General features: G+C 46.0%; 16 protein-coding genes. 12 read left to right on the top strand and 4 right to left on the bottom strand.

Annotated elements, in window-relative coordinates:
* Nucleotides 1-41: 41 nt before the first annotated feature.
* The gene (locus ACT3ID_RS15875; protein ID WP_491543035.1) at nt 42-1,640 is read right to left on the bottom strand and encodes a calcineurin-like phosphoesterase C-terminal domain-containing protein; all 1,599 of its coding nucleotides are present in this window, start codon (nt 1,638-1,640) and stop codon (nt 42-44) included.
* A gap of 202 nt (nt 1,641-1,842) precedes the next feature.
* Between ACT3ID_RS15875 and hisA the strand changes: the two genes are divergently transcribed.
* Nucleotides 1,843-2,559, top strand: coding sequence for a 1-(5-phosphoribosyl)-5-[(5-phosphoribosylamino)methylideneamino]imidazole-4-carboxamide isomerase (gene hisA / locus ACT3ID_RS15870; protein ID WP_491543034.1), 717 nt, complete (start codon nt 1,843-1,845; stop codon nt 2,557-2,559).
* 177 nt (nt 2,560-2,736) lie between these two features.
* Here the strand turns inward: hisA and ACT3ID_RS15865 are convergent, their stop codons facing one another.
* Complete coding sequence (locus ACT3ID_RS15865) at nt 2,737-3,489, bottom strand: TrkA C-terminal domain-containing protein (protein WP_491543033.1); 753 nt, start codon at nt 3,487-3,489, stop codon at nt 2,737-2,739.
* A gap of 543 nt (nt 3,490-4,032) precedes the next feature.
* Between ACT3ID_RS15865 and hisF the strand changes: the two genes are divergently transcribed.
* Both hisF and hisIE read left to right on the top strand, forming a co-directional pair.
* On the top strand, nt 4,033-4,794 hold the full coding sequence (hisF, locus tag ACT3ID_RS15860) for an imidazole glycerol phosphate synthase subunit HisF (protein ID WP_491543032.1): 762 nt from the start codon (nt 4,033-4,035) through the stop codon (nt 4,792-4,794).
* A gap of 72 nt (nt 4,795-4,866) precedes the next feature.
* Nucleotides 4,867-5,481 carry a bifunctional phosphoribosyl-AMP cyclohydrolase/phosphoribosyl-ATP diphosphatase HisIE gene (gene hisIE, locus ACT3ID_RS15855; protein ID WP_491543031.1) on the top strand — a complete coding sequence of 205 codons (615 nt, stop codon included), beginning with the start codon at nt 4,867-4,869 and terminating at the stop codon, nt 5,479-5,481.
* A gap of 370 nt (nt 5,482-5,851) precedes the next feature.
* On the opposite strand, the gene ACT3ID_RS15850 is transcribed toward hisIE, so the two are convergent.
* The gene (locus ACT3ID_RS15850; RefSeq protein ID WP_491543030.1) at nt 5,852-6,859 is read right to left on the bottom strand and encodes an acetamidase/formamidase family protein; all 1,008 of its coding nucleotides are present in this window, start codon (nt 6,857-6,859) and stop codon (nt 5,852-5,854) included.
* Nucleotides 6,860-7,075: 216 nt separating this feature from the next.
* Between ACT3ID_RS15850 and ACT3ID_RS15845 the strand changes: the two genes are divergently transcribed.
* Together ACT3ID_RS15845 and ACT3ID_RS15840 are read left to right on the top strand one after the other, a co-directional pair.
* Entirely contained in the window at nt 7,076-7,492 is a 417-nt protein-coding gene (locus tag ACT3ID_RS15845) for an OsmC family protein (RefSeq protein ID WP_491543029.1), read from the top strand.
* A gap of 3 nt (nt 7,493-7,495) precedes the next feature.
* Nucleotides 7,496-8,665: a trans-sulfuration enzyme family protein gene (locus tag ACT3ID_RS15840; RefSeq protein WP_491543028.1), complete on the top strand. Its 1,170-nt coding sequence runs from the start codon at nt 7,496-7,498 to the stop codon at nt 8,663-8,665.
* A 387-nt stretch (nt 8,666-9,052) separates the two neighbouring features.
* Here the strand turns inward: ACT3ID_RS15840 and ilvD are convergent, their stop codons facing one another.
* Complete coding sequence (gene ilvD / locus ACT3ID_RS15835) at nt 9,053-10,732, bottom strand: dihydroxy-acid dehydratase (RefSeq protein ID WP_491543027.1); 1,680 nt, start codon at nt 10,730-10,732, stop codon at nt 9,053-9,055.
* A 202-nt stretch (nt 10,733-10,934) separates the two neighbouring features.
* On the opposite strand from ilvD, the gene ACT3ID_RS15830 reads away from it, so the two are divergent.
* From ACT3ID_RS15830 to ACT3ID_RS15800, 7 genes are all read left to right on the top strand, one after another.
* On the top strand, nt 10,935-11,186 hold the full coding sequence (locus ACT3ID_RS15830; RefSeq protein ID WP_491543026.1) for a hypothetical protein: 252 nt from the start codon (nt 10,935-10,937) through the stop codon (nt 11,184-11,186).
* Nucleotides 11,187-11,274: 88 nt separating this feature from the next.
* Entirely contained in the window at nt 11,275-13,020 is a 1,746-nt protein-coding gene (gene ilvB / locus ACT3ID_RS15825; protein ID WP_491543025.1) for a biosynthetic-type acetolactate synthase large subunit, read from the top strand.
* Nucleotides 13,017-13,541 (top strand): acetolactate synthase small subunit, encoded by a 525-nt coding sequence (ilvN, locus tag ACT3ID_RS15820; RefSeq protein WP_491543024.1) that lies wholly within the window; start codon nt 13,017-13,019, stop codon nt 13,539-13,541. Before ilvB ends, ilvN begins: the two co-directional genes overlap by 4 nt.
* Before the next feature lie 102 nt (nt 13,542-13,643).
* Nucleotides 13,644-14,669 (top strand): ketol-acid reductoisomerase, encoded by a 1,026-nt coding sequence (ilvC, locus tag ACT3ID_RS15815; protein WP_491543023.1) that lies wholly within the window; start codon nt 13,644-13,646, stop codon nt 14,667-14,669.
* Nucleotides 14,669-16,261: a citramalate synthase gene (gene cimA / locus ACT3ID_RS15810; RefSeq protein ID WP_491543022.1), complete on the top strand. Its 1,593-nt coding sequence runs from the start codon at nt 14,669-14,671 to the stop codon at nt 16,259-16,261. Before ilvC ends, cimA begins: the two co-directional genes overlap by 1 nt.
* A gap of 134 nt (nt 16,262-16,395) precedes the next feature.
* Nucleotides 16,396-17,580, top strand: a complete 1,185-nt coding sequence (locus ACT3ID_RS15805; protein ID WP_491543021.1) for a 2-isopropylmalate synthase — start codon at nt 16,396-16,398, stop codon at nt 17,578-17,580.
* 155 nt (nt 17,581-17,735) lie between these two features.
* Entirely contained in the window at nt 17,736-19,049 is a 1,314-nt protein-coding gene (locus ACT3ID_RS15800) for a 3-isopropylmalate dehydratase large subunit (RefSeq protein ID WP_491543020.1), read from the top strand.
* The last annotated feature ends 115 nt before the right edge of the window (nt 19,050-19,164 follow it).

Here is a 19,164-nt window from a genome sequence, read left to right as displayed (position 1 = left end):
ACAGATGTTTTTGTATCAGTACCATCCTTGTCATCTGTGTTCTATTCATCAGGCTCAACTACTTTATAGGAAAATTCATCGGTAAATGTGCGGCCGAACATATCGGTAACGCGAATTTCGATGGTGTGCTCGCCCAGCGGTAGGTTATTGGGCACTCCGGTTTTCCACAGGTGCGTTGATGGAACCGGATTTGACGGACGCTTACCCTCCAGTACTTCATCGGCCGTATCCCACTTGTGGCGCAATTTTGCTATATGCGGATCCTGCTCTTCAATCTTGTTCATGGAACGCCAGGTTTCATCCTCACCTCTAACCCGATAATCAACCTCGGTATATTCATTCCCCAAAAAATAATTCACGCACAACTCGGCGCCGTGCCAGGCGTTCTGCGGAACGACCTTCGGTCCCCAGGTACTCATCCGATAATCTTCGGGATAATCAGCAGCTTTATAATCAATAGTAAAATCATTGCCGTCTATATTGAGTGTGGCATAGCCGTTTGGTGTACCATCGCGCATCGTTGTGGGAGGTATTTCCCGTTTGTCCGGCACTCCAGACCACCAGTCGCCGCTTGTAGTTCCCACATTGTAATGCATATGGGGGGTTACCCGCTTCCAATTCTGCTCATTATCAAAAAATCGGATCTGCTGCGTATGCGTATGAGCTGACAGCGACAGCGTATTCGGATAATCCTTCAGCAGGTCAAAAAGTCGATTACGATCCTCCACACGAAACGTTCTTCCCCATCCTTCAGGCATAAAAAGTGGGATATGAAATGCCAGTACCACAAGATGATCTTCGGGAACATGCTTCAGATCGTTTTCAATAAATTGAAGCTGTTTGTCTGTAAATCCGCCGATATATCCCGGTTCGCCATCCTCTCGCGGATACACTACATCATCCAAAATAATGAAATGAGCATTGCCATGATTAAATGAGTAGGTCGGCGGACCGAATATCGCCTCGAATGTTTCATCAGCATGTTTATCATATTCTGCATCAAAATTCATATCGTGATTTCCGAAAACATTAAACCATGGTACTCCAATTTTAGCTACCGATTCACTGTAGGGTTTAAACAGGTCTAAGTCGTCGCCCACGATGTCACCCAGCGTGATTCCAAATTCATATGCCTCGGCATTGTGCAGCTCAGAAACAATGTCCTGATCAAAATATTCTACCTCCTCCTCAGTATACGGCTGTGGATCCCCAAACAACAGCACGCTATATTCACTCTTTTGCTCGGCTCTCAACAGCGGAAAGTTAATTGCATCTGGGAGCTCTCCCGTTGGCTCCACACCTTCATATTTCAAATCCGGTGAACCGTTCGGCTTGTGGATGTAGTAGAATTGGGGCTGATTCAGCTCGTTTTGAGGTAAGGTATATCCAGCCGGTTTTATAACAAAAACTATGGCATCATTTTCATCAATCTTTATAGAATACTCTCCCTTTTTATCGGTCGTAACCACCTCCTGACCATTTGAAACAGGGATATTGGACAGTCGTTTATCTTCAGAATCCAACTGGCCATTCTCATTGTTATCCAGATATACTGTACCAGAGGCTGTTTGCTGACCATGGCTTTGGACGGTGAACAAGAAACAGAAGCCTAATAAGAGAAAAAGAGTATGTTGTCGCATAAAGATTATGTGGATTGATTGAAATTTCAGAGGCGAAACGTACAAATAATTTTTCACCTTAGTTTAAAATGGAGATTAACGTATCATAAACTTACTTTCAGCGTGAATAGAACGCGGATTAAACAAATACAGTAGATATCCGCTGATTCTTCAAAATACCTTGTTAAAGTATTTCTACTATAAGTAAATTATTTAAAATTCTATGCGCGTAATACCGGCAATTGATCTACTGGACGGCCAAGTCGTCCGACTACATAAAGGCGACTACAGCGAAGCAACAGTCTATAATGATGATCCTGTTGCAGAAGCACGGACCTTTAAAGAAGCGGGATTTGATCATATTCACGTAATCGATCTGAATGGAGCAAAAGAAGGCAAGTTTGTTAACCTCGATGTGATTAAAAGCATGATCGAAACAACAGGACTATCGGTACAGACCGGCGGCGGCGTTCGCAGCTATAAAGATGCATCAATGCTGCTCGAAAGTGGAATATCGAATGTTATCTGCAGCTCGATGACTGTTAAAAATCCCGGTGAATGGTTAAACGTGCTCGATGATTTTGGTGATCGTGCTATCTTGGGTATGGATCTTAAAGATGGCAAAGTTGCCTACAGCGGCTGGCTTGAAACGCTGGATAAATCTCTGGATGATTTTTTGCAGCCGATGATCGACCGTGGACTTTCGACTGTTCTTAGCACCGACATCTCCCGCGATGGCACGCTGGAGGGACCGAATATCGAATTATATCATCAATTATCTGATCGTTTTCCGAAGCTAAATTTTATTGCTTCCGGTGGAGTTTCGGGCGTCAAAGATTTGAAAGCACTGGCGCAACGTAATCAATATGGAGTAGTAGTGGGACGTGCTTATTATGAAGGTAACCTCTCCCTTGATCAGATGCTCAAATACCACGCCTGAAGATGAATCATCAGGCTAAGAACAAAAAAAGAAGCTCACTTAAAGTGAGCTTTTATAAAATTGGTAGCCCACGGATTCATCCGTGGGTAAAATAGATCTAATTCACCTTATTTAAATCTGCACAGTTACTAGATCTGCAGAGGTATCTTATTCTCCCTCATATTAATTGAGTGGATACTAATTCTGCAGAGAACTCATTGCACGCCTGTGCTTTCTCTTGGCATCCTCGTGCGCTTTTTCACCCTCCTCATCATTAAGACGATTTTTCAGTTCGCTCAGGCCGTCCTCTTTAGCAAATACTGTTAGCTCATCTCCCGGAGAAAGTTCCTCATCTCCAGTAGGTGTACAAGAAACTGCTCCATCCTCTCTTTCGATACACAATACCAGAATCCCTTCATCTTGCAGTCTTAGCTCTTCCAATGTCTTATCCGAAAGCCATGTATCTTCCTCAACAGTAAATTGGCTGACCGTAAAACCTTCATGGAGATTCAACAATGTATGAATATCCACTATCTTTAAATTAGTATATCTTTCCAGAAGCCAATCGATGAGCTTTTCCAACTGATGCTCCACCCATTCATTCTGAGACAGATAAATTAATAATCCAATTCCACCAATCAGAATCAATCCTCGTTGAAGTGCAATCATTGTGGTGCCGGTATCAACAAAGGACAATACAAATGTCGAGATAACAGTTACGAGTCCGGCATTTTGAAGAACCATAAGCGGCATAACAAGACGGCGACGTACCGGATGATTGACAATGCTTTCTGCTTCATGAGTAGTGAATCCCGTGCCTGTCACAATAGATCGAGCCTGAAATACAGCCACATCCTCCGATAAACCAGTTAAAATCAGAGCCTTAGCAGCAATACGATTTATAAAAATAGAAACTGCAATTGTGGACAAGAGTATGAATAAAGCGACCATAACATCAGAAGTTCTACTAAACTTACTCGTCAGATAGTTATGACTGCCATCATTAAAGAATAGTTCCGTTCAGGATTTATGGCTCTATTTTTCTTTTTAAGGTTACACCATATCCAAGAGGGCTTTGCAAAACCGGAGTGTCACCCTGTCCGCCGGCTGGGGGATCAGGGTCTGTTGCAAAAGTTGCATTTAAAGCTTCTAAAGAGCAATTGCTTACAGATGCTGAAACAAGTTCAGCATGACATAAGTGGTTTTGCAAGCCACCTTCAAATAAAAAAGGCTGTGACTTACGTCACAGCCCAATTAATAATTTTATTGATTCTGTTTCTTAATCTTCCCGTACGCAATCGATCTTGGGAGGATCCTTCTTACAAGGATCGACTGCTGTTGCACCACATTTCGGACATTCACTTGGTTTAGCCATAACAACCGTATTTGTTGGAGTTAACCTTCATAATCAATTTACCAAAATATTTGTATTATGATTCCTTTCTGCCGAAATTTATATTCGGTCTAAGTAATTTTAACGGCTACCATTTATTGATGCTTGCAAAAAGAATTATTCCCTGCCTCGATATAAAAGACGGACGAACAGTAAAAGGCGTAAATTTTGAGGGACTGCGTGATGCCGGTGATCCGGTGGAACTGGCGCGGCGCTACTCTGACGAAGGGGCCGACGAACTTGTTTTTCTAGACATTACTGCCACTAAAGAAAAACGGAAAACACTGGTTGATCTGGTCAAAAAAATTGCGCTGGAAATAGATATTCCTTTTACCGTTGGCGGTGGTATAGCCAGCACGGAACAAATTGCCGAACTCCTGCATGCCGGCGCCGATAAAGTATCGCTAAACAGTGCGATCGTCCGCAACCCCGATCTGATTGATGAAGCAGCGCGGCAGTTTGGCTCGCAGTGCATTGTTGCCGCCGTGGATGCCAAACGCACCGGCGATCACTGGACAGTCTATATTTCAGGCGGATCCCAAAAAACAGAATGGAATGCTCTGGACTGGATCCAAGAAGTTGAAAAGCGCGGGGCGGGTGAAATTCTTCTGACTAGCATGGATCAAGATGGCACCAAAGAGGGCTTTGACCTGGAGCTTCTGCAAAGAGTCAACGAAGTTGTCACAATTCCCGTTATTGCCAGCGGCGGAGCGGGTACTGCCCATCATTGTGTTGAAGCCATCAAAAAAGGCAGTGCCGATGCCGTGCTGGCCGCCAGCATCTTTCACTTTCAGGAAATTGGAATTCGGGAACTAAAAGAAGAGCTTGATCAAGCCCACATTTCCGTGCGTAAAACCAGATAATATAATTCGTATTGCGTATTACTGGAGATTGGCAAACCAAAATACGCACTACGCAATATTTTGACTCACACTATGATTGACTTTGAATCTTTAGATTTTGAAAAGGGCGGCGGGTTTATCCCCGCCATTGTTCAGGATGCGAATAATTTTCAGGTATTGATGCTCGGCTATATGGACCGGGATGCTTTGCAAATGACCTTGGAAAAAGAACGTGTCACTTTTTACAGCCGCAGTAAAGAACGGCTATGGACTAAGGGCGAAACGTCGGGCAATTTTCTCGACTTGGTTGACATACAGCAGGATTGCGACAACGATACTCTGCTAATTTTAGCCAATCCTCATGGCCCAACCTGCCATACGGGAAACAACTCCTGCTTCTTTAAAAAGGATTTTCAACCACAACAAAACCTAAACTTTCTCAACGATCTGGAAGAGCTGATTATCAGCCGCAAAAAAGAGATGCCGGAAAGTTCTTATACCACCTCCCTTTTTCAGGACGGGATTGACAAAATTGCCCAAAAGGTAGGTGAAGAAGCCGTGGAAACAATTATTGAAGCTAAGAATAAAGATCACCGGCTGGTGGATGAAGTATCTGATTTAATCTATCACCTGCTGGTGTTGCTGGCGGAAAAAGAGGTGCCGCTCGATGATGTGATTCAAAATCTTAAGAAGCGGCATCAGGAATAACATAAATAAAGTGAATTCGATACAAGAAATAGGGCACGAAAATATCTACAGAGTATTCTCCAGGTCTTCCGGTAGTTGTTGACACCCCTCGTCGTCCCGAGCATCGGGACGACACTCCCCTCCAGGGGAGATGAAAAAACATCCCTCCTTGAGGAGGGTGCCTGAATTTCGGTTTTGAGAAATTCGGGCGGGAGGTGTTAAATAATTCGCTCTTATTACGAACTCAGGTTAAATAGTAAATAATCCTGTTGCTGATATACCTGGCGCGGGAATTAAGTGATGTTAACTCCAATAGTTCGAGCGTCCGCTCGTGCTGTTTGGGGAGTATCTCAAAACTCATCGATGACAACACCAGTCATCCGATAAGTGACTATTCGATCCCCAGTACATCTTTCGACATATGCATCGTTACCAGCATATGTGGCACATCCACCACTTCTGCAATTTTCAGATCACCGGCCAGCGAGCAGAGCGCGTAAGCATCATTACGATCCATACCGTGTACCTCAACTAAATAATCGATCATATATCGGGTAGCTTTCTTTGACGCTTCATCAATTGTTTCGCCGAAGCCGGTCACCGCATAGTACTCATCCGTTTCGTATTGCGGCTCCTGGATTTCGCGATCACCTTTAATGACCTCCACTTCGTAAACGATGCGCATCGGCGCTTCGATAGCGGTACCGCACACCTCGCCGTGTCCCTGTGCAGCATGTGTATCACCGATAGAAAACAATGCACCCTCCACAAAAACCGGGAAATAAACCGTGGTTCCCTCAGTCATATTGGGATCATCCATATTTCCGCCGTTTTCCCTGGGAGGAATGGTCGAAAGCATGGAGTCAGTCTCCGGCGCAACGCCCATCACACCGGGAAATGGTTCTAACGGAATATTGATGCTGTCATTGAAAGCAGCTGTGTTATCCCCTTCGTCAAATTCAAACGTTTTCAGATAGGGCTCGTCGAACTCATCTGCCAAGAATCCGAATCCGGGTATGATTGCAGTCCATCCCCAGCTGCCCATTTCAATTTCATGCAGCGTAACTTTCAGCATATCGCCCGGCTCGGCGCCTTCCACATAAACCGGACCTGTCAGCGGATGAATCGGATCAAAACTCAAATTCTCCAGATCCTCTACCGTCGATTCCGGCGTAAGCTGCTGGTCCGAAGCCTCTTCAGTGCTTACTTCGATCACCGCTCCCGACTCAACACTGATCAACGGCTCGATAGCACTACTCCAGCTGCTATGCGTCTGATCGGCAGATAGCGTGTATTCCGCTTCCGGAACTGTTGATATTTCGCCATTCTGCATATTCTGATCACAACCTGATACCAATACAACTAACACCCCGAGCACCACCAGCATTATCCGTTTCATCACAACCCCATTATTTATTTGAAAATTATTTTACTTTAAAGGTGTTCCTTTACGACCATTTCACAGCAACAGTAAAACATCAATCGTCTTCAAATTAAAAGAACTCATCAACAATACAAGATTTGCCCCTCAGGAATTAAAAATCAATTTTCCCGAGCGGCATCCTTTTCTTAGCTTTGGTATCATTTATTCATAATCTAAACGAGTACTGTTAGTATGAAAATTACGATCGACCATTTGAAGGATATGCATATGGAAGCCGAAAATGAAGAAGGCGGCTTGATCCGCATGGATGGCTCAACCAGCATCGGCGGACTCGAAGGCGGCTTTAGTCCCATGCAGTTGCTGCTTGCAGGAGTGGGGGGATGCAGTGCCATTGACATCATTGGCATTTTAGAAAAACAACGCCAGGATCTTCAGGATTTAACCGTAGAAGTAGAAGGCGACCGTCAATCCAAAGAAGAATATTCTGAATTCAAAACTATTCACATAAAATTTATTTTCACTGGTGAACTTGAGGAGTCTAAAGTAGAACGAGCAATTAATTTGTCCCTGGACAAATACTGTTCGGTATCCAAGACGCTGGAACAAGCCAGCGAAATCACTCATAGTTACGAAATCAAAAACAACTAAATCGTGAGCACATCCAACCCAGAAACCGAAGCCATACGTACACAAACGGATCGCACTGAAGAACGTGAACATTCCACGCCGCTGTTCATGACTTCGAGCTTTGTCTTCGATTCGGCTGAACACGCCCGTGCATTGTTTGCAAAAGAGATTGATGGTAATGTGTACAGCCGCTACTCCAATCCCAATACGCATGAGTTTGAAGAAAAAATGTCGCGATTGGAAAGTGCTGAGGCAGGCATTGCAACTGCTTCGGGCATGTCGGCAATCTTTTCGAGCCTGGCGGGACTATTGGAGCAGGGAGATCATATCCTGGCCTGCCGCTCGCTTTTCGGATCATCCCATCAAGTATTAAACGGCATATTACCCAAGTGGGGTATCAGTTTTTCTTATGGGGATATCGATAAGCCGGAAAACTGGGAGTCGCTTATCGAGAATAATACACGTGTACTTTTTTTAGAGACTCCCTCGAACCCGGGATTGGATCTCATCGATCTGGAGTGGGCAGGAGAACTGGCCGATGAACACAACCTGATCCTTATCGTTGACAACTGCTTTGCCACGCCCTATCTACAAAAACCAATGGAATACGGCGCTGATATCGTACTGCATTCGGCGACAAAATTTATCGACGGACAGGGACGCGGAATCGGTGGTGTGATTGTAGGTAAACAGCGCTATATCGATGAAATAAGCTTCTTTACACGTCACTCGGGTCCGGCTCTCTCGCCATTCAACGCATGGATGTTTTCGAAAAGCCTGGAAACACTGCCTGCACGCATGGACCGTCACTGCGACAATGCCCTGAAGCTGGCTAAATTCCTCGAAGAGCAAAAGAACGTGGAGTGGGTTAAGTATCCGTTTCTCGAAAGTCACCCGCAGTACGAGTTGGCCAAGAAACAGATGAAAAAAGGCGGAGGCGTGGTGGCTTTTAATCTTAAGGGTGGATATGAAGCCGCCACCCAATTTCTTGATAAACTGGAGATACTGTCACTGTCAGCGAATCTGGGGGATACCCGAACTATCGCCACGCACCCGGCATCGACTACGCATTCCAAGTTAACAGAGGAAGAACGCGAAGCTGTTAATATCACGCAAGGTCTGGTTCGTATCGCGGTGGGACTTGAGGCTATTGAAGATATTCAAGAAGATGTTGATCAGGCGCTGGAGATGTAGAGCGAGATTTATCTCGCTCACTCGAAATAAATTTCGAGCTACTGGAGTCCTCGTAGTTTCAAGCGTCCACGCTTGAAACTACATAAAATCTCCTTACTATTCTTCGGACGACAAAGTCAGTCGTACGACGTAGTTGCTGCTAGATAATAGGTAATAGTCAAAAAATAAAATTATCTGTCATCTCGACAGCGACTTTAGTCAGTGGAGAAATGACACAATAGAGTTAAAAAACGAGCGTCATAGCAACGAAGGAATTACCGCGCTGGTGATACCCTTACACATAACTCCATTGCTAAGACATCCGGTTCTTTCAAGCGTGGACGCTTGAAAGAGCAGTTTATTAGACCAACCTCCAAGGATTCTGAATTCTTGGTATTTCCTGAGTTATCACCTATCCGTCACACATCCTTCCGAGGCTGAGGAAACCAATTTTGCATATTTATAGAGTGAGCCGCTCGTAACGGACAGCGGAGGTGCCTCCCAACTCTGACGGCGCTCTTCCAGCTCTTCATCCGAAAGATGTACCTTCATTATTCGTTCATCGGCATCGATAGTAATTTCATCCCCGTCTTTAATCAAGGCAATAGGTCCGCCGACCTGCGCCTCTGGTGTCACGTGTCCGATTACGAATCCATGGGATCCACCAGAAAAACGCCCGTCGGTAATCAGCGCCACCTCTTTACCGAGTCCCGCTCCCATAATAGCGGCTGTAATCGACAGCATCTCACGCATTCCCGGTCCGCCCTTAGGACCTTCGTAACGAATCACCACTACATCTCCAGATTGAACTTCTCCGTTTTGGATTGCCTCCAGGCTTTCTTCCTCGGAATTATAAACCCGTGCTCTACCGGTAAATCGCGTACCCTCTTTTCCCGTGATTTTCGCTACTGCCCCCTCGGGAGCCAGATTACCGTATAAAATCTGCAGGTGCCCGTTTTCTTTGATGGGATTATCGACCGGAGCAATAATATTTTGCTCCTCAAAAAGTCCCGGCACGTCAGCAACATTTTCGGCCAGCGTATTGCCGGTGACCGTCAGACAATCATCGTGCAGATATCCTTCCTCTAAGAGTAATTTCTGCACCGCCGGAACACCGCCTACATTATAAAGATCCTCCATCACATATTTCCCGCTGGGTTTGAGATCGGCCAGGTACGGCGTATTGTTGCTGATCTCCTGGAAATCATCAATCGAAAACGGCACCTCGGCCGAACGGGCTATCGCCAGCAAGTGCATCACGGCGTTTGTTGATCCGCCCAGCGCCACCGTAATCGTCACCGCATTTTCCAGGGCTTTTCGTGTGATAACATCCCGCGGTTTGATATCCTTTTCTAACAGATGGCGAATAGCTTTTCCGGCCCGACGGCATTCTTCAACTTTCTGATCGTGTGTGGCTGGAATAGAAGAACTGAACGGCAGACTCATTCCCAACGTCTCGATCGCCGACGCCATCGTATTTGCCGTGTACATTCCACCGCAGGCTCCGGCACCGGGACAAGCATGGCGAAGCACCTCTTTCATTTCTCCTTTTGAAATTTCATCCGATAAATACTGTCCGTACGATTCAAAAGCAGAAACCACGTCCAGATCCTGTCCGTTGAGCTTGCCCGGGCGAATGGTCCCGCCGTAGATCATAATTGACGGACGATTGAACCGTGCCATAGCCATCACCGATCCGGGCATATTTTTATCACATCCTACAATCGAAATATTGGCATCGTACCACTGGGCACGCATCACCGTCTCGATAGAATCTGCAATGACTTCACGCGACTGCAGCGAATACTTCATTCCCTGCGTACCCATTGAAATGCCATCGCTCACCCCGATACTGTGATAGATAAATCCGACCAGGTCAGAATCCCAAACGCTGTCGCGCACATGCACAGCCAAATCATTCAGATGCATGTTACACGGATTTCCTTCCCATCCCGTGCTGGCGATACCGACCTGTGCTTTGTGCATATCTTCATCGGTAAGTCCGGCCCCATAGAGCATAGCTTGTGAACCGACCTGTGACTCCTCTTCTGTTAAGCGAGAACTGTATTTATTGAGTTTCTGATCCATATAAGGCGATTTCAAAGATTGTAAACCTGAAAATTAAATGTTTATCCAGTCGACTTAGCTGCCGTTTGGAGCTATAAAAACTACAAGGATCCACAAACTTTACAAGCAGATAATTACTACTCAAAATAAATCAAAATTATTTTTGACATAAGAAAATCCATTATCTATTATGGTAATTCATATTTGAAGAAACAGTCATTACTTGAATTCACAAACCTTACATACCAAAAACATTGCGTTACAGGCAGAAGCTTCTTCTGGCCTGGATAATGTAGATGGTATGCTGCTTCTGTTTGTGTTTTCTCTTCTTTCGCTTCTTACTTCTGTGGCTGTCTTCAACTCTCCTTCGGTAGAAATAATTGGCTTTGACACTATCATAGGTATACTAAGCCTGCTAATTATTCTACCTATTCTAATTTCTGGCATTATTAACCTAATTCTAATTATTCGCTAACCATAACAGCCAGAGGTTAGAACTCAAGTTCCAAACACTTTTTACTTCTTTCTGACCTCTGGCGGGAAAACTATATCTGTCAAGTCACATGGAACATGCAAAGGCCCATAAACTCAACGACCAAGATCAACAACGATCACCGACACAACCTGTGTTGAACGGAGCGGGTATTCTCATCGAAACCCTCAAAGACCTTAATGTTGATACTATTTTCGGATATCCCGGAGGGGCTGTACTGCCGCTTTATGATGAGCTGTTTGATGAACACGATCTAAATCATGTATTAATTCGTCATGAGCAAGCAGGTACTCATGCAGCCGACGGATATGCTCGTGCAACGGGGAAGCCCGGAGTAGTACTCGTTACATCTGGACCCGGCGGAACAAACACCATCACCGGTATCGCCACAGCTGCCATGGATTCTATTCCCCTGGTTGTATTTACCGGGCAAGTTCCGACGGATATGATTGGCAACGATGCCTTTCAGGAAGCCGATATCGTGGGAATATCACGTCCCATCACAAAGCATAACTACCTGGTTAAAGATGTAAAGAATCTGGAACAGGTAACGCGTGAAGCTTTTCATGTAGCTACCAGCGGTCGTCCGGGTCCGGTTTTGGTAGACCTTCCCAAGGATATGCAACAATCAGAAGCTCATTACAGTGGACTTCGAAAAGTCTCAATCCCCAGCTATAATCCCACTAAAGAAGGACATACTTCGCAAGTTAAAAAGGCTGCCAAGCTGTTGAGTGAGGCTGAAAAGCCGCTTATTTATGCAGGCGGCGGTGTTGTGTTGGGAGAAGCCTGGAATGAACTCACGAAACTGGCTGAGCGCCACAATATCCCCGTGACTACTACCCTTTTGGGATTGGGCGGCTTTCCTGAAAGTAAGCCCCAATCACTGGGTATGCTTGGAATGCATGGAACTTATTACGCAAATATGGCCACCACCGAATGTGATGTTCTCTTTGCCGTAGGCGCTCGATTTGATGATCGCGTGACGGGTAAATTGGAGGGATTTTCTCCCCATTCAAAAAAGATTCATATCGATATAGACCCGTCAAATATCGGTAAAAATGTAGAAGTGGAGGTCCCCATTGTCGGTGATGTCAAACAGGTTTTGCCAGAGATCGACAAGCGAATGGAGACACCTGATACCGATGACTGGTGGCAAACGATTAACAACTGGCAGAAAAAACATCCTCTGAAAGTACCGCAATCCGAGGACACAATTAAGCCACAAAGGATGGTAGAGGCTATTTCCGATGTTACGAACGGAGAGGCTATTGTTGTTACAGATGTGGGACAACATCAGATGTGGGCAGCCCAGCATTATACCTTCAATCATCCGCGCTCATTTCTGTCATCCGGAGGACTCGGTACAATGGGATATGGATTCCCCGCTGCTATGGGAGCCGCTTTCGGATGTCCTGACAGACCAGTGGTTTGTATTACGGGTGACGGCGGCTTTCAGATGACGGCCTACGAATTGGCCACCGCTGTGGAATACGAGGTACCGGTTAAAATCGCAATAATGAACAACCAGTGCATGGGGATGGTCCGCCAGTGGCAAGAGCTTTTTTATAACAAGCGATACAGCCATTCAATCCTCAAAAAAGGAAATCCTGATTTTGTAAAACTTGCCGAAAGTTATGGTGCAGCCGCTTTTCGGGCAACGAATCCTGCAGAGATGGATGAAGTGCTCGAAAAAGCGATGGCGATCAATGACCGACCGGTTGTGATGGATTTCCAGGTTGAGGAACACGAGAACTGCTATCCCATGGTTCCATCCGGAGCCGCATTAAATGAAATGGTATTAGGTGACGAACAATGACAACAAAAATGAACGGCACGAAAACACAATCTGACAAGCATACTCTCTCGGTTGTAGTAAGCTATAATTTGAATGCGCTGTCTCGCATCATCGGGATATTCAGCAGCAAAGGATTCGAGATAGACAGCATCAGCTTTGGATCGGGAAAAGAATCGGGGCGGGCCCGAATTACGATCACTACGCACGGAGATCAGCAAATTATCGAGCAGATTACGAAACAGCTTCACAAGATCATAGATGTTGTGACGGTCAGTGATCTGACCCATCAAAGTTTTGTCGAACGGGAGCTGGCCCTGGTAAAAGTAAAGGCAAGAAGCTCCGACCGATCCGAAATCATGCAGATCACGGAGGTGTTTCGCGCCAAAGTCATAGACATCAGCCCCGACAGCCTGGCTATCGAAATTACCGGGAATCGTGACAAAGTAGATGCTTTTATCGGTATGATTCGCCCCTTTGGCATTATGGAATTGGCCCGCACCGGTAGTGTTGCATTAAAACGAGAATTTGACGGAAATGTATAAATCCAATTTAACCGCAGAGTTCGCAGAGGACACCTAGAGGTGCACAGAGAAAAGAAAAATTAACAAGCAGAATTTAAACCTAATAAATAATTACATCTAACAATGGAAGCTAAAACGTATTATAACGACGATGCAGATCTGAAATTTCTAAATGATAAAACCGTGGCTATTATCGGTTACGGCAGCCAGGGACATGCTCATGCGCTGAATCTCAAAGACAGCGGTGTGGAAGTCGTGGTCGGACTTCGGGAAGGAAGTTCTTCACGCGCCGAAGCTGAAAGTGAGGGACTGGACGTAGTAAACACAGCCGAAGCCGCCAAACGGGGAGATATTGTGATGGTACTTATCCCCGATCAGTACCAGGCGGATGTATATAAAAGTAAGATCAAGCCGAATTTGACAGAAGGCGATGTGCTCGCTTTTGCACACGGATTCAATATTCACTTTGATCAGATTCAGCCGGACTCCAATGTGGATGTATTCATGATTGCGCCCAAAAGTCCGGGACACCTCGTCCGAAGAGTCTATCAAAAAGGGTCGGGGGTACCCTGCCTTGTAGCCGTTGATCAAGATTACACCGGAACGGCCAAAGACACTGCCCTGGCCTATGCCAAAGCAATTGGCGGAACCCGTGCCGGGGTTATTGAAACCACCTTTAAGGAAGAAACTGAAACCGATCTTTTCGGTGAACAGGCGATTCTTTGCGGTGGTGTTTCTGAACTGGTAAAACAAGGATTTGAAGTGCTTACGGAAGCGGGATATCAACCAGAAATTGCTTATTTCGAATGCCTCCACGAGCTGAAGCTAATTGTTGATCTGATGTACGAAGGCGGCATCGAACGCATGTATTATTCGGTAAGTGATACCGCAGAATATGGCGGACTTACCCGCGGTGCTGAAGTCATTGACGAAGTAAATAAAGACCGGATGAAGTCCGTGCTCGAACGCGTACAAAACGGCTCGTTTGCCGACGAATGGATCCAGGAGAATAAAGATGGAATCCCCAAGCTGAAGCAATTACGGGATGAATTGGGTGATCATCAGATTGAGAAGGTAGGTAAACAACTGCGATCGATGATGGAAGGAATCCTGGAAGAGGAAAGCGAAGTAGAAGAAGCAGCAGAATAATGGATAAGAAAATCCACATATTCGATACCACTTTGCGGGATGGCACGCAGGGCGAAAAAGTAGCTTTTTCTGCCGAAGATAAACTGCGCATCGCCCAGCGTCTCGATGCTTTCGGCATCGACTATATCGAAGGCGGGTGGCCGGGCTCCAATCCCAAAGATATGAAATTTTTTGAGCTGGCCCGGGAAAAATCGTTCAAACACGCGCGCATTGTAGCTTTTGGAAGCACGTGCCGGACCAACAGCAGTCCGGCCGATGACAATAATATTCAAATGCTCGTTGATGCAGGAACACCAACCGTTGCCATTTTTGGGAAAAGCTGGATGCTGCATGTGGATGAGGCTCTGCAAACCAATGCCGACGAAAATTTACGGATTATTCATGAATCGGTGGCATATCTCAAAGAACAAGGGAAAGAAGTTATTTACGATGCCGAACATTTCTTCGATGGATATAAGGCGAATCCAAATTATGCTATCGAGTCTGTCAGAGCTGCGGCAACCGCCGGAGCCGATATCATTGTACTTTGTGATACCAACGGCGGAACGCTTTCTTCGGAGATCTCTAAAATTGTTCGCGAAGTAAAAAAACATGTGAATATCCCGCTCGGTATTCATGCTCACAACGATTGCGAAATGGGGGTGGCAAATTCTTTGGCAGCCGTCGAAGCAGGATGTGAACATGTGCAGGGCACTATTAACGGCTACGGCGAACGGTGCGGCAATGCCAATCTCTGTTCGGTGATACCCAACCTGCAGCTTAAGCAGAATTACCGGTGTGTTTCCGATGAAAAGCTGAAAGAGCTTTCATCACTTTCGCATTTCGTCAGTGAAGTGGCTAATCTCAATCCGAATAACCGTCAGCCGTATGTGGGGCAAAGTGCCTTTGCTCACAAAGGAGGCATCCATGTGAGTGCGGTTATGAAAAATGAATCCACTTACGAGCATATCATCCCTAAAAAAGTAGGGAATCACCGCCGCGTACTTGTATCTGATCTTTCGGGAAAGAGCAACATCCGATACAAATCAGAGCAGCTGGGAATTGACCTGGATACGCAGAGTGAAGAACTTCCGGGGATTGTTCGCGAACTTAAAACGCTCGAAAATAAAGGCTATCAGTTTGAGGCTGCTGAAGCGTCCTTTGAGCTCGTCGTTCAGAAACTGATGGGCGAATGGGAGGATTTCTTTACACTGGAAGGCTGCCGCATTATCGTGGAAAAGAATGTAGACGGCAGTTCCCGTACCGAAGCTACGATTCGCCTTACGGTGAACGGACAGATGGAACATTGTGCGGCCGAAGGCAGTGGTCCCGTTCACGCCCTGGATAAAGCACTTCGCAAAGCTCTTCACCGGTTCTATCCCGGCATTGTCGATATGCACCTGCAGGATTATAAAGTGCGTGTCCTGAATCAGAAAGATGGGACTGATGCGCAGGTCCGGGTGCTGATCGATTCGGCCGAAAAGGATCAGTCGTGGACCACCGTTGGTGTCTCACGCAATATTATTGATGCCAGCTGGGAAGCACTCTCAGACAGTTTCAGCTATTATTTAGCCAAAAAACACCAAAATCTTCATAACAAAAAAGCTATTTGACATGATCTTTCTATCAGACCTATCACTATTGCTAGGCAGTCTTTTGACTGCACTAAATCACCGCTATCAACTCGAAAATCATCGACGAATTATTGTACAAACTCTTATCAAAAATCCACCAGGAATGATTACCCATGGAAAATCAAATTAAAATCTTTGATACCACTCTTCGAGATGGCGAACAGTCTCCCGGATTCAGCATGAATCAGGATGAAAAGCTGCGGCTCGCATTACAGCTCGAACGTCTGCAGGTCGATGTAATTGAAGCGGGATTTCCGATCGCCTCGGAAGGTGATTTTAACACTGTCAAAAAGATCAGCGAACAAATTACCGACAGTACAGTGGCGGCTTTGTGCCGCACCAGAAAGAAAGATATCGATCGTGCAGCAGCTTCAGTTGAACCCGCTGCCAAACCACGGATCCACACGTTTATTGCCACTTCAGACATTCATATGAAACACAAGCTGAAAAAAAATCGCGATGAAGTGCTTGAATCAGCGGTTAATGCCGTTGAACACGCCAGGAAATTTTGCGATGAAGTGGAATTCTCGGCCGAGGACGCATCCCGGAGCGACCCTGAATTTCTGTACCAGGTCTTTGAGGCAGTCATTGATGCCGGTGCGGAAGTGATTAACGTGCCTGATACTGTCGGCTATGCCATGCCGTGGGAGTTTGGGCAGCTGATCAAAGGCATTAAAGAAAATGTGCCGAATATCGATCGGGCTATCCTTAGTGTTCACTGCCATAATGATCTGGGAGTGGGCGTGGCAAACTCTCTCATGGCTATGCGCAACGGAGCCGAGCAGATCGAATGCACAATCAACGGAATTGGTGAACGAGCAGGAAATGCTTCACTTGAAGAGATTGTGATGGCGATTGCCACTCGTAATAATAATCGGAGTACCAATGTAGTCACTGAACAGCTGGTACCAAGCAGCAAACTGCTCTCCGAAATTACGGGACACCAGGTACAGCCAAATAAAGCTGTCGTCGGTGATAATGCTTTTGCTCATGAAGCAGGCATTCACCAGCACGGAGTGTTGAATAATCCGCTGACGTATGAAATCATGACGCCCAAATCGGTGGGACTCGAAAGTAATAAAATTGTTCTGGGCAAACACTCAGGACGCTTTGCATTGAATAAGAAGCTCCAGAAGATGGGGTACTCTCTTGCAAAGGATGAGCTCAATCAAGTGTATATGAAGTTCACAGATCTGGCGGATGAAAAGAAAAAGGTCAGTGAAAATGAGCTGCTGAATCTTATCAGTCAGATACTGCCACAGCAAAAAGTTTCGGGGGATAGCGCGATGACCGGATGAAGTTAGAAGCAGTCAGCCTTCAGCTATCAGCTATTCAACCCACACAAGTTACAAGGGAACTCTGCTCCCGCTAAATTTCGGGAGTACAACTCCCTCACAACTGAAAACACATTTTTAAAATCATTTAACTACTAAATATCTAAACAATCAGCATTATGGGAATGACTCTTACAGAGAAAATTTTAGCTAAACACAGCGGATCTGCCTCCGTCGAACCCGGTGAAAGTGTCTGGGTGGATGTGGATGTGCTTATGACCCACGACGTCTGCGGTCCGCCCTCGATCTCAATTTTCCGGGATCAGTTCGGGGAAGATGCACGGGTCTGGGATAAGGAAAAGCTTGTTATTATCCCCGACCACTATATCTTCACTGAAGACAAATATGCCAATCGTAATGTGGATATACTCCGCGCTTTTGCCGCCGATCAGGATCTGCCCTATTTCTATGATGTAGGATCGGAGGATTACAAAGGCGTCTGCCATATTGCCCTGCCCGAAGAAGGATTTACGCGTCCCGGCGAAGTACTGTTTGGCACCGATTCCCATACCTGCACGGCGGGTGCATTCGGGCAATTTGCCACTGGAATCGGCAATACCGACGCGGCCTTTATCATGGGAACAGGACAACTCTGGGTTAAAGTCCCCGAAACGATGCGTTTTGAATTTAACGGCACTTCGATGCCGCCCTATCTGATGGCCAAGGATATCATCCTGCAGATTATCGGAGATATCGGCGTAGACGGGGCCACGTATCGCACGATGGAGTTCGGCGGACCCGGCATTAGCTGCATGACCATGGAAGACCGTATGACGCTCACCAATATGGTGATTGAAGCCGGCGGCAAAAATGGGGTTGTGGAACCTGATGCTAAAACAGAAGCATATGTCCGAAAGCGTACGGATAAAGATTTTGAACCCGTTTACAGCGATCGTGACGCTAATTATCACAGCACCTACCAATACAACCTGGAGGATATGGTACCCATGGTGGCCAAGCCGCACAGTCCAGATAACAAAGCGACGGCTATTGAATTGGAAGGTACTGATCTCGATCGTGCTTACATCGGTTCGTGTACCGGCGGTAAGCTTTCTGATTTCAAAGCCGCTGCAGAAATTATTGCGGGCAATGATCTCAAAATCGACACGTATGTGGTTCCGGCTACAACGGAGATTGCCGACGGACTCGAAACAGAAACGTTAAACGGACGTCCGCTCATCGATATTTTCAGAGATGCAGGATGTAAAATCGGACAAGCTTCATGTGCAGCCTGTCTCGGTGGTCCTTCGGATACGTTCGGACGCCTTAATAATGATGAGGTCTGTATTTCTACGACGAATCGTAATTACCCGGGCCGGATGGGATCAAAGCAGTCACAAGTTTATCTGGCTTCACCCTATACGGTAGCGGCTTCGGCCATCACTGGAAAGATCACTGATCCGAGGGTATTCATTCAGCAAACAGTTATTTGATTCAGGTAGGACGGACATCTTGCCCGTCCCTCATAATTTACTTTAAACATACTTTTTACAGGCTTTGCAAAATTCAAGTCAATTATACTGGAGCTAATGGTTGAGCGAAACAAGA

This window comes from Fodinibius sp. GM108 (genome assembly GCF_058386985.1).
This window is presented reverse-complemented; position numbering and strand designations above follow the sequence as displayed.

Bases quoted from the DNA above. Each gene is read 5' to 3' on its own strand.
- hisA (WP_491543034.1), top strand. From the start codon at position 1,843: ATGCGCGTAATACCGGCAATTGATCTACTGGACGGCCAAGTCGTCCGA.
- hisF (WP_491543032.1), top strand. From the start codon at position 4,033: ATGCTTGCAAAAAGAATTATTCCCTGCCTCGATATAAAAGACGGACGA.
- ilvB (WP_491543025.1), top strand. From the start codon at position 11,275: ATGGAACATGCAAAGGCCCATAAACTCAACGACCAAGATCAACAACGA.
- ilvN (WP_491543024.1), top strand. From the start codon at position 13,017: ATGACAACAAAAATGAACGGCACGAAAACACAATCTGACAAGCATACT.
- ACT3ID_RS15850 (WP_491543030.1), bottom strand. From the start codon at position 6,859: ATGAAACGGATAATGCTGGTGGTGCTCGGGGTGTTAGTTGTATTGGTA.
- ACT3ID_RS15800 (WP_491543020.1), top strand. From the start codon at position 17,736: ATGGGAATGACTCTTACAGAGAAAATTTTAGCTAAACACAGCGGATCT.
- ACT3ID_RS15865 (WP_491543033.1), bottom strand. From the start codon at position 3,489: ATGGTCGCTTTATTCATACTCTTGTCCACAATTGCAGTTTCTATTTTT.
- cimA (WP_491543022.1), top strand. From the start codon at position 14,669: ATGGATAAGAAAATCCACATATTCGATACCACTTTGCGGGATGGCACG.
- ilvD (WP_491543027.1), bottom strand. From the start codon at position 10,732: ATGGATCAGAAACTCAATAAATACAGTTCTCGCTTAACAGAAGAGGAG.
- ACT3ID_RS15845 (WP_491543029.1), top strand. From the start codon at position 7,076: ATGAAAATTACGATCGACCATTTGAAGGATATGCATATGGAAGCCGAA.
- ilvC (WP_491543023.1), top strand. From the start codon at position 13,644: ATGGAAGCTAAAACGTATTATAACGACGATGCAGATCTGAAATTTCTA.
- ACT3ID_RS15875 (WP_491543035.1), bottom strand. From the start codon at position 1,640: ATGCGACAACATACTCTTTTTCTCTTATTAGGCTTCTGTTTCTTGTTC.
- ACT3ID_RS15805 (WP_491543021.1), top strand. From the start codon at position 16,396: ATGGAAAATCAAATTAAAATCTTTGATACCACTCTTCGAGATGGCGAA.
- hisIE (WP_491543031.1), top strand. From the start codon at position 4,867: ATGATTGACTTTGAATCTTTAGATTTTGAAAAGGGCGGCGGGTTTATC.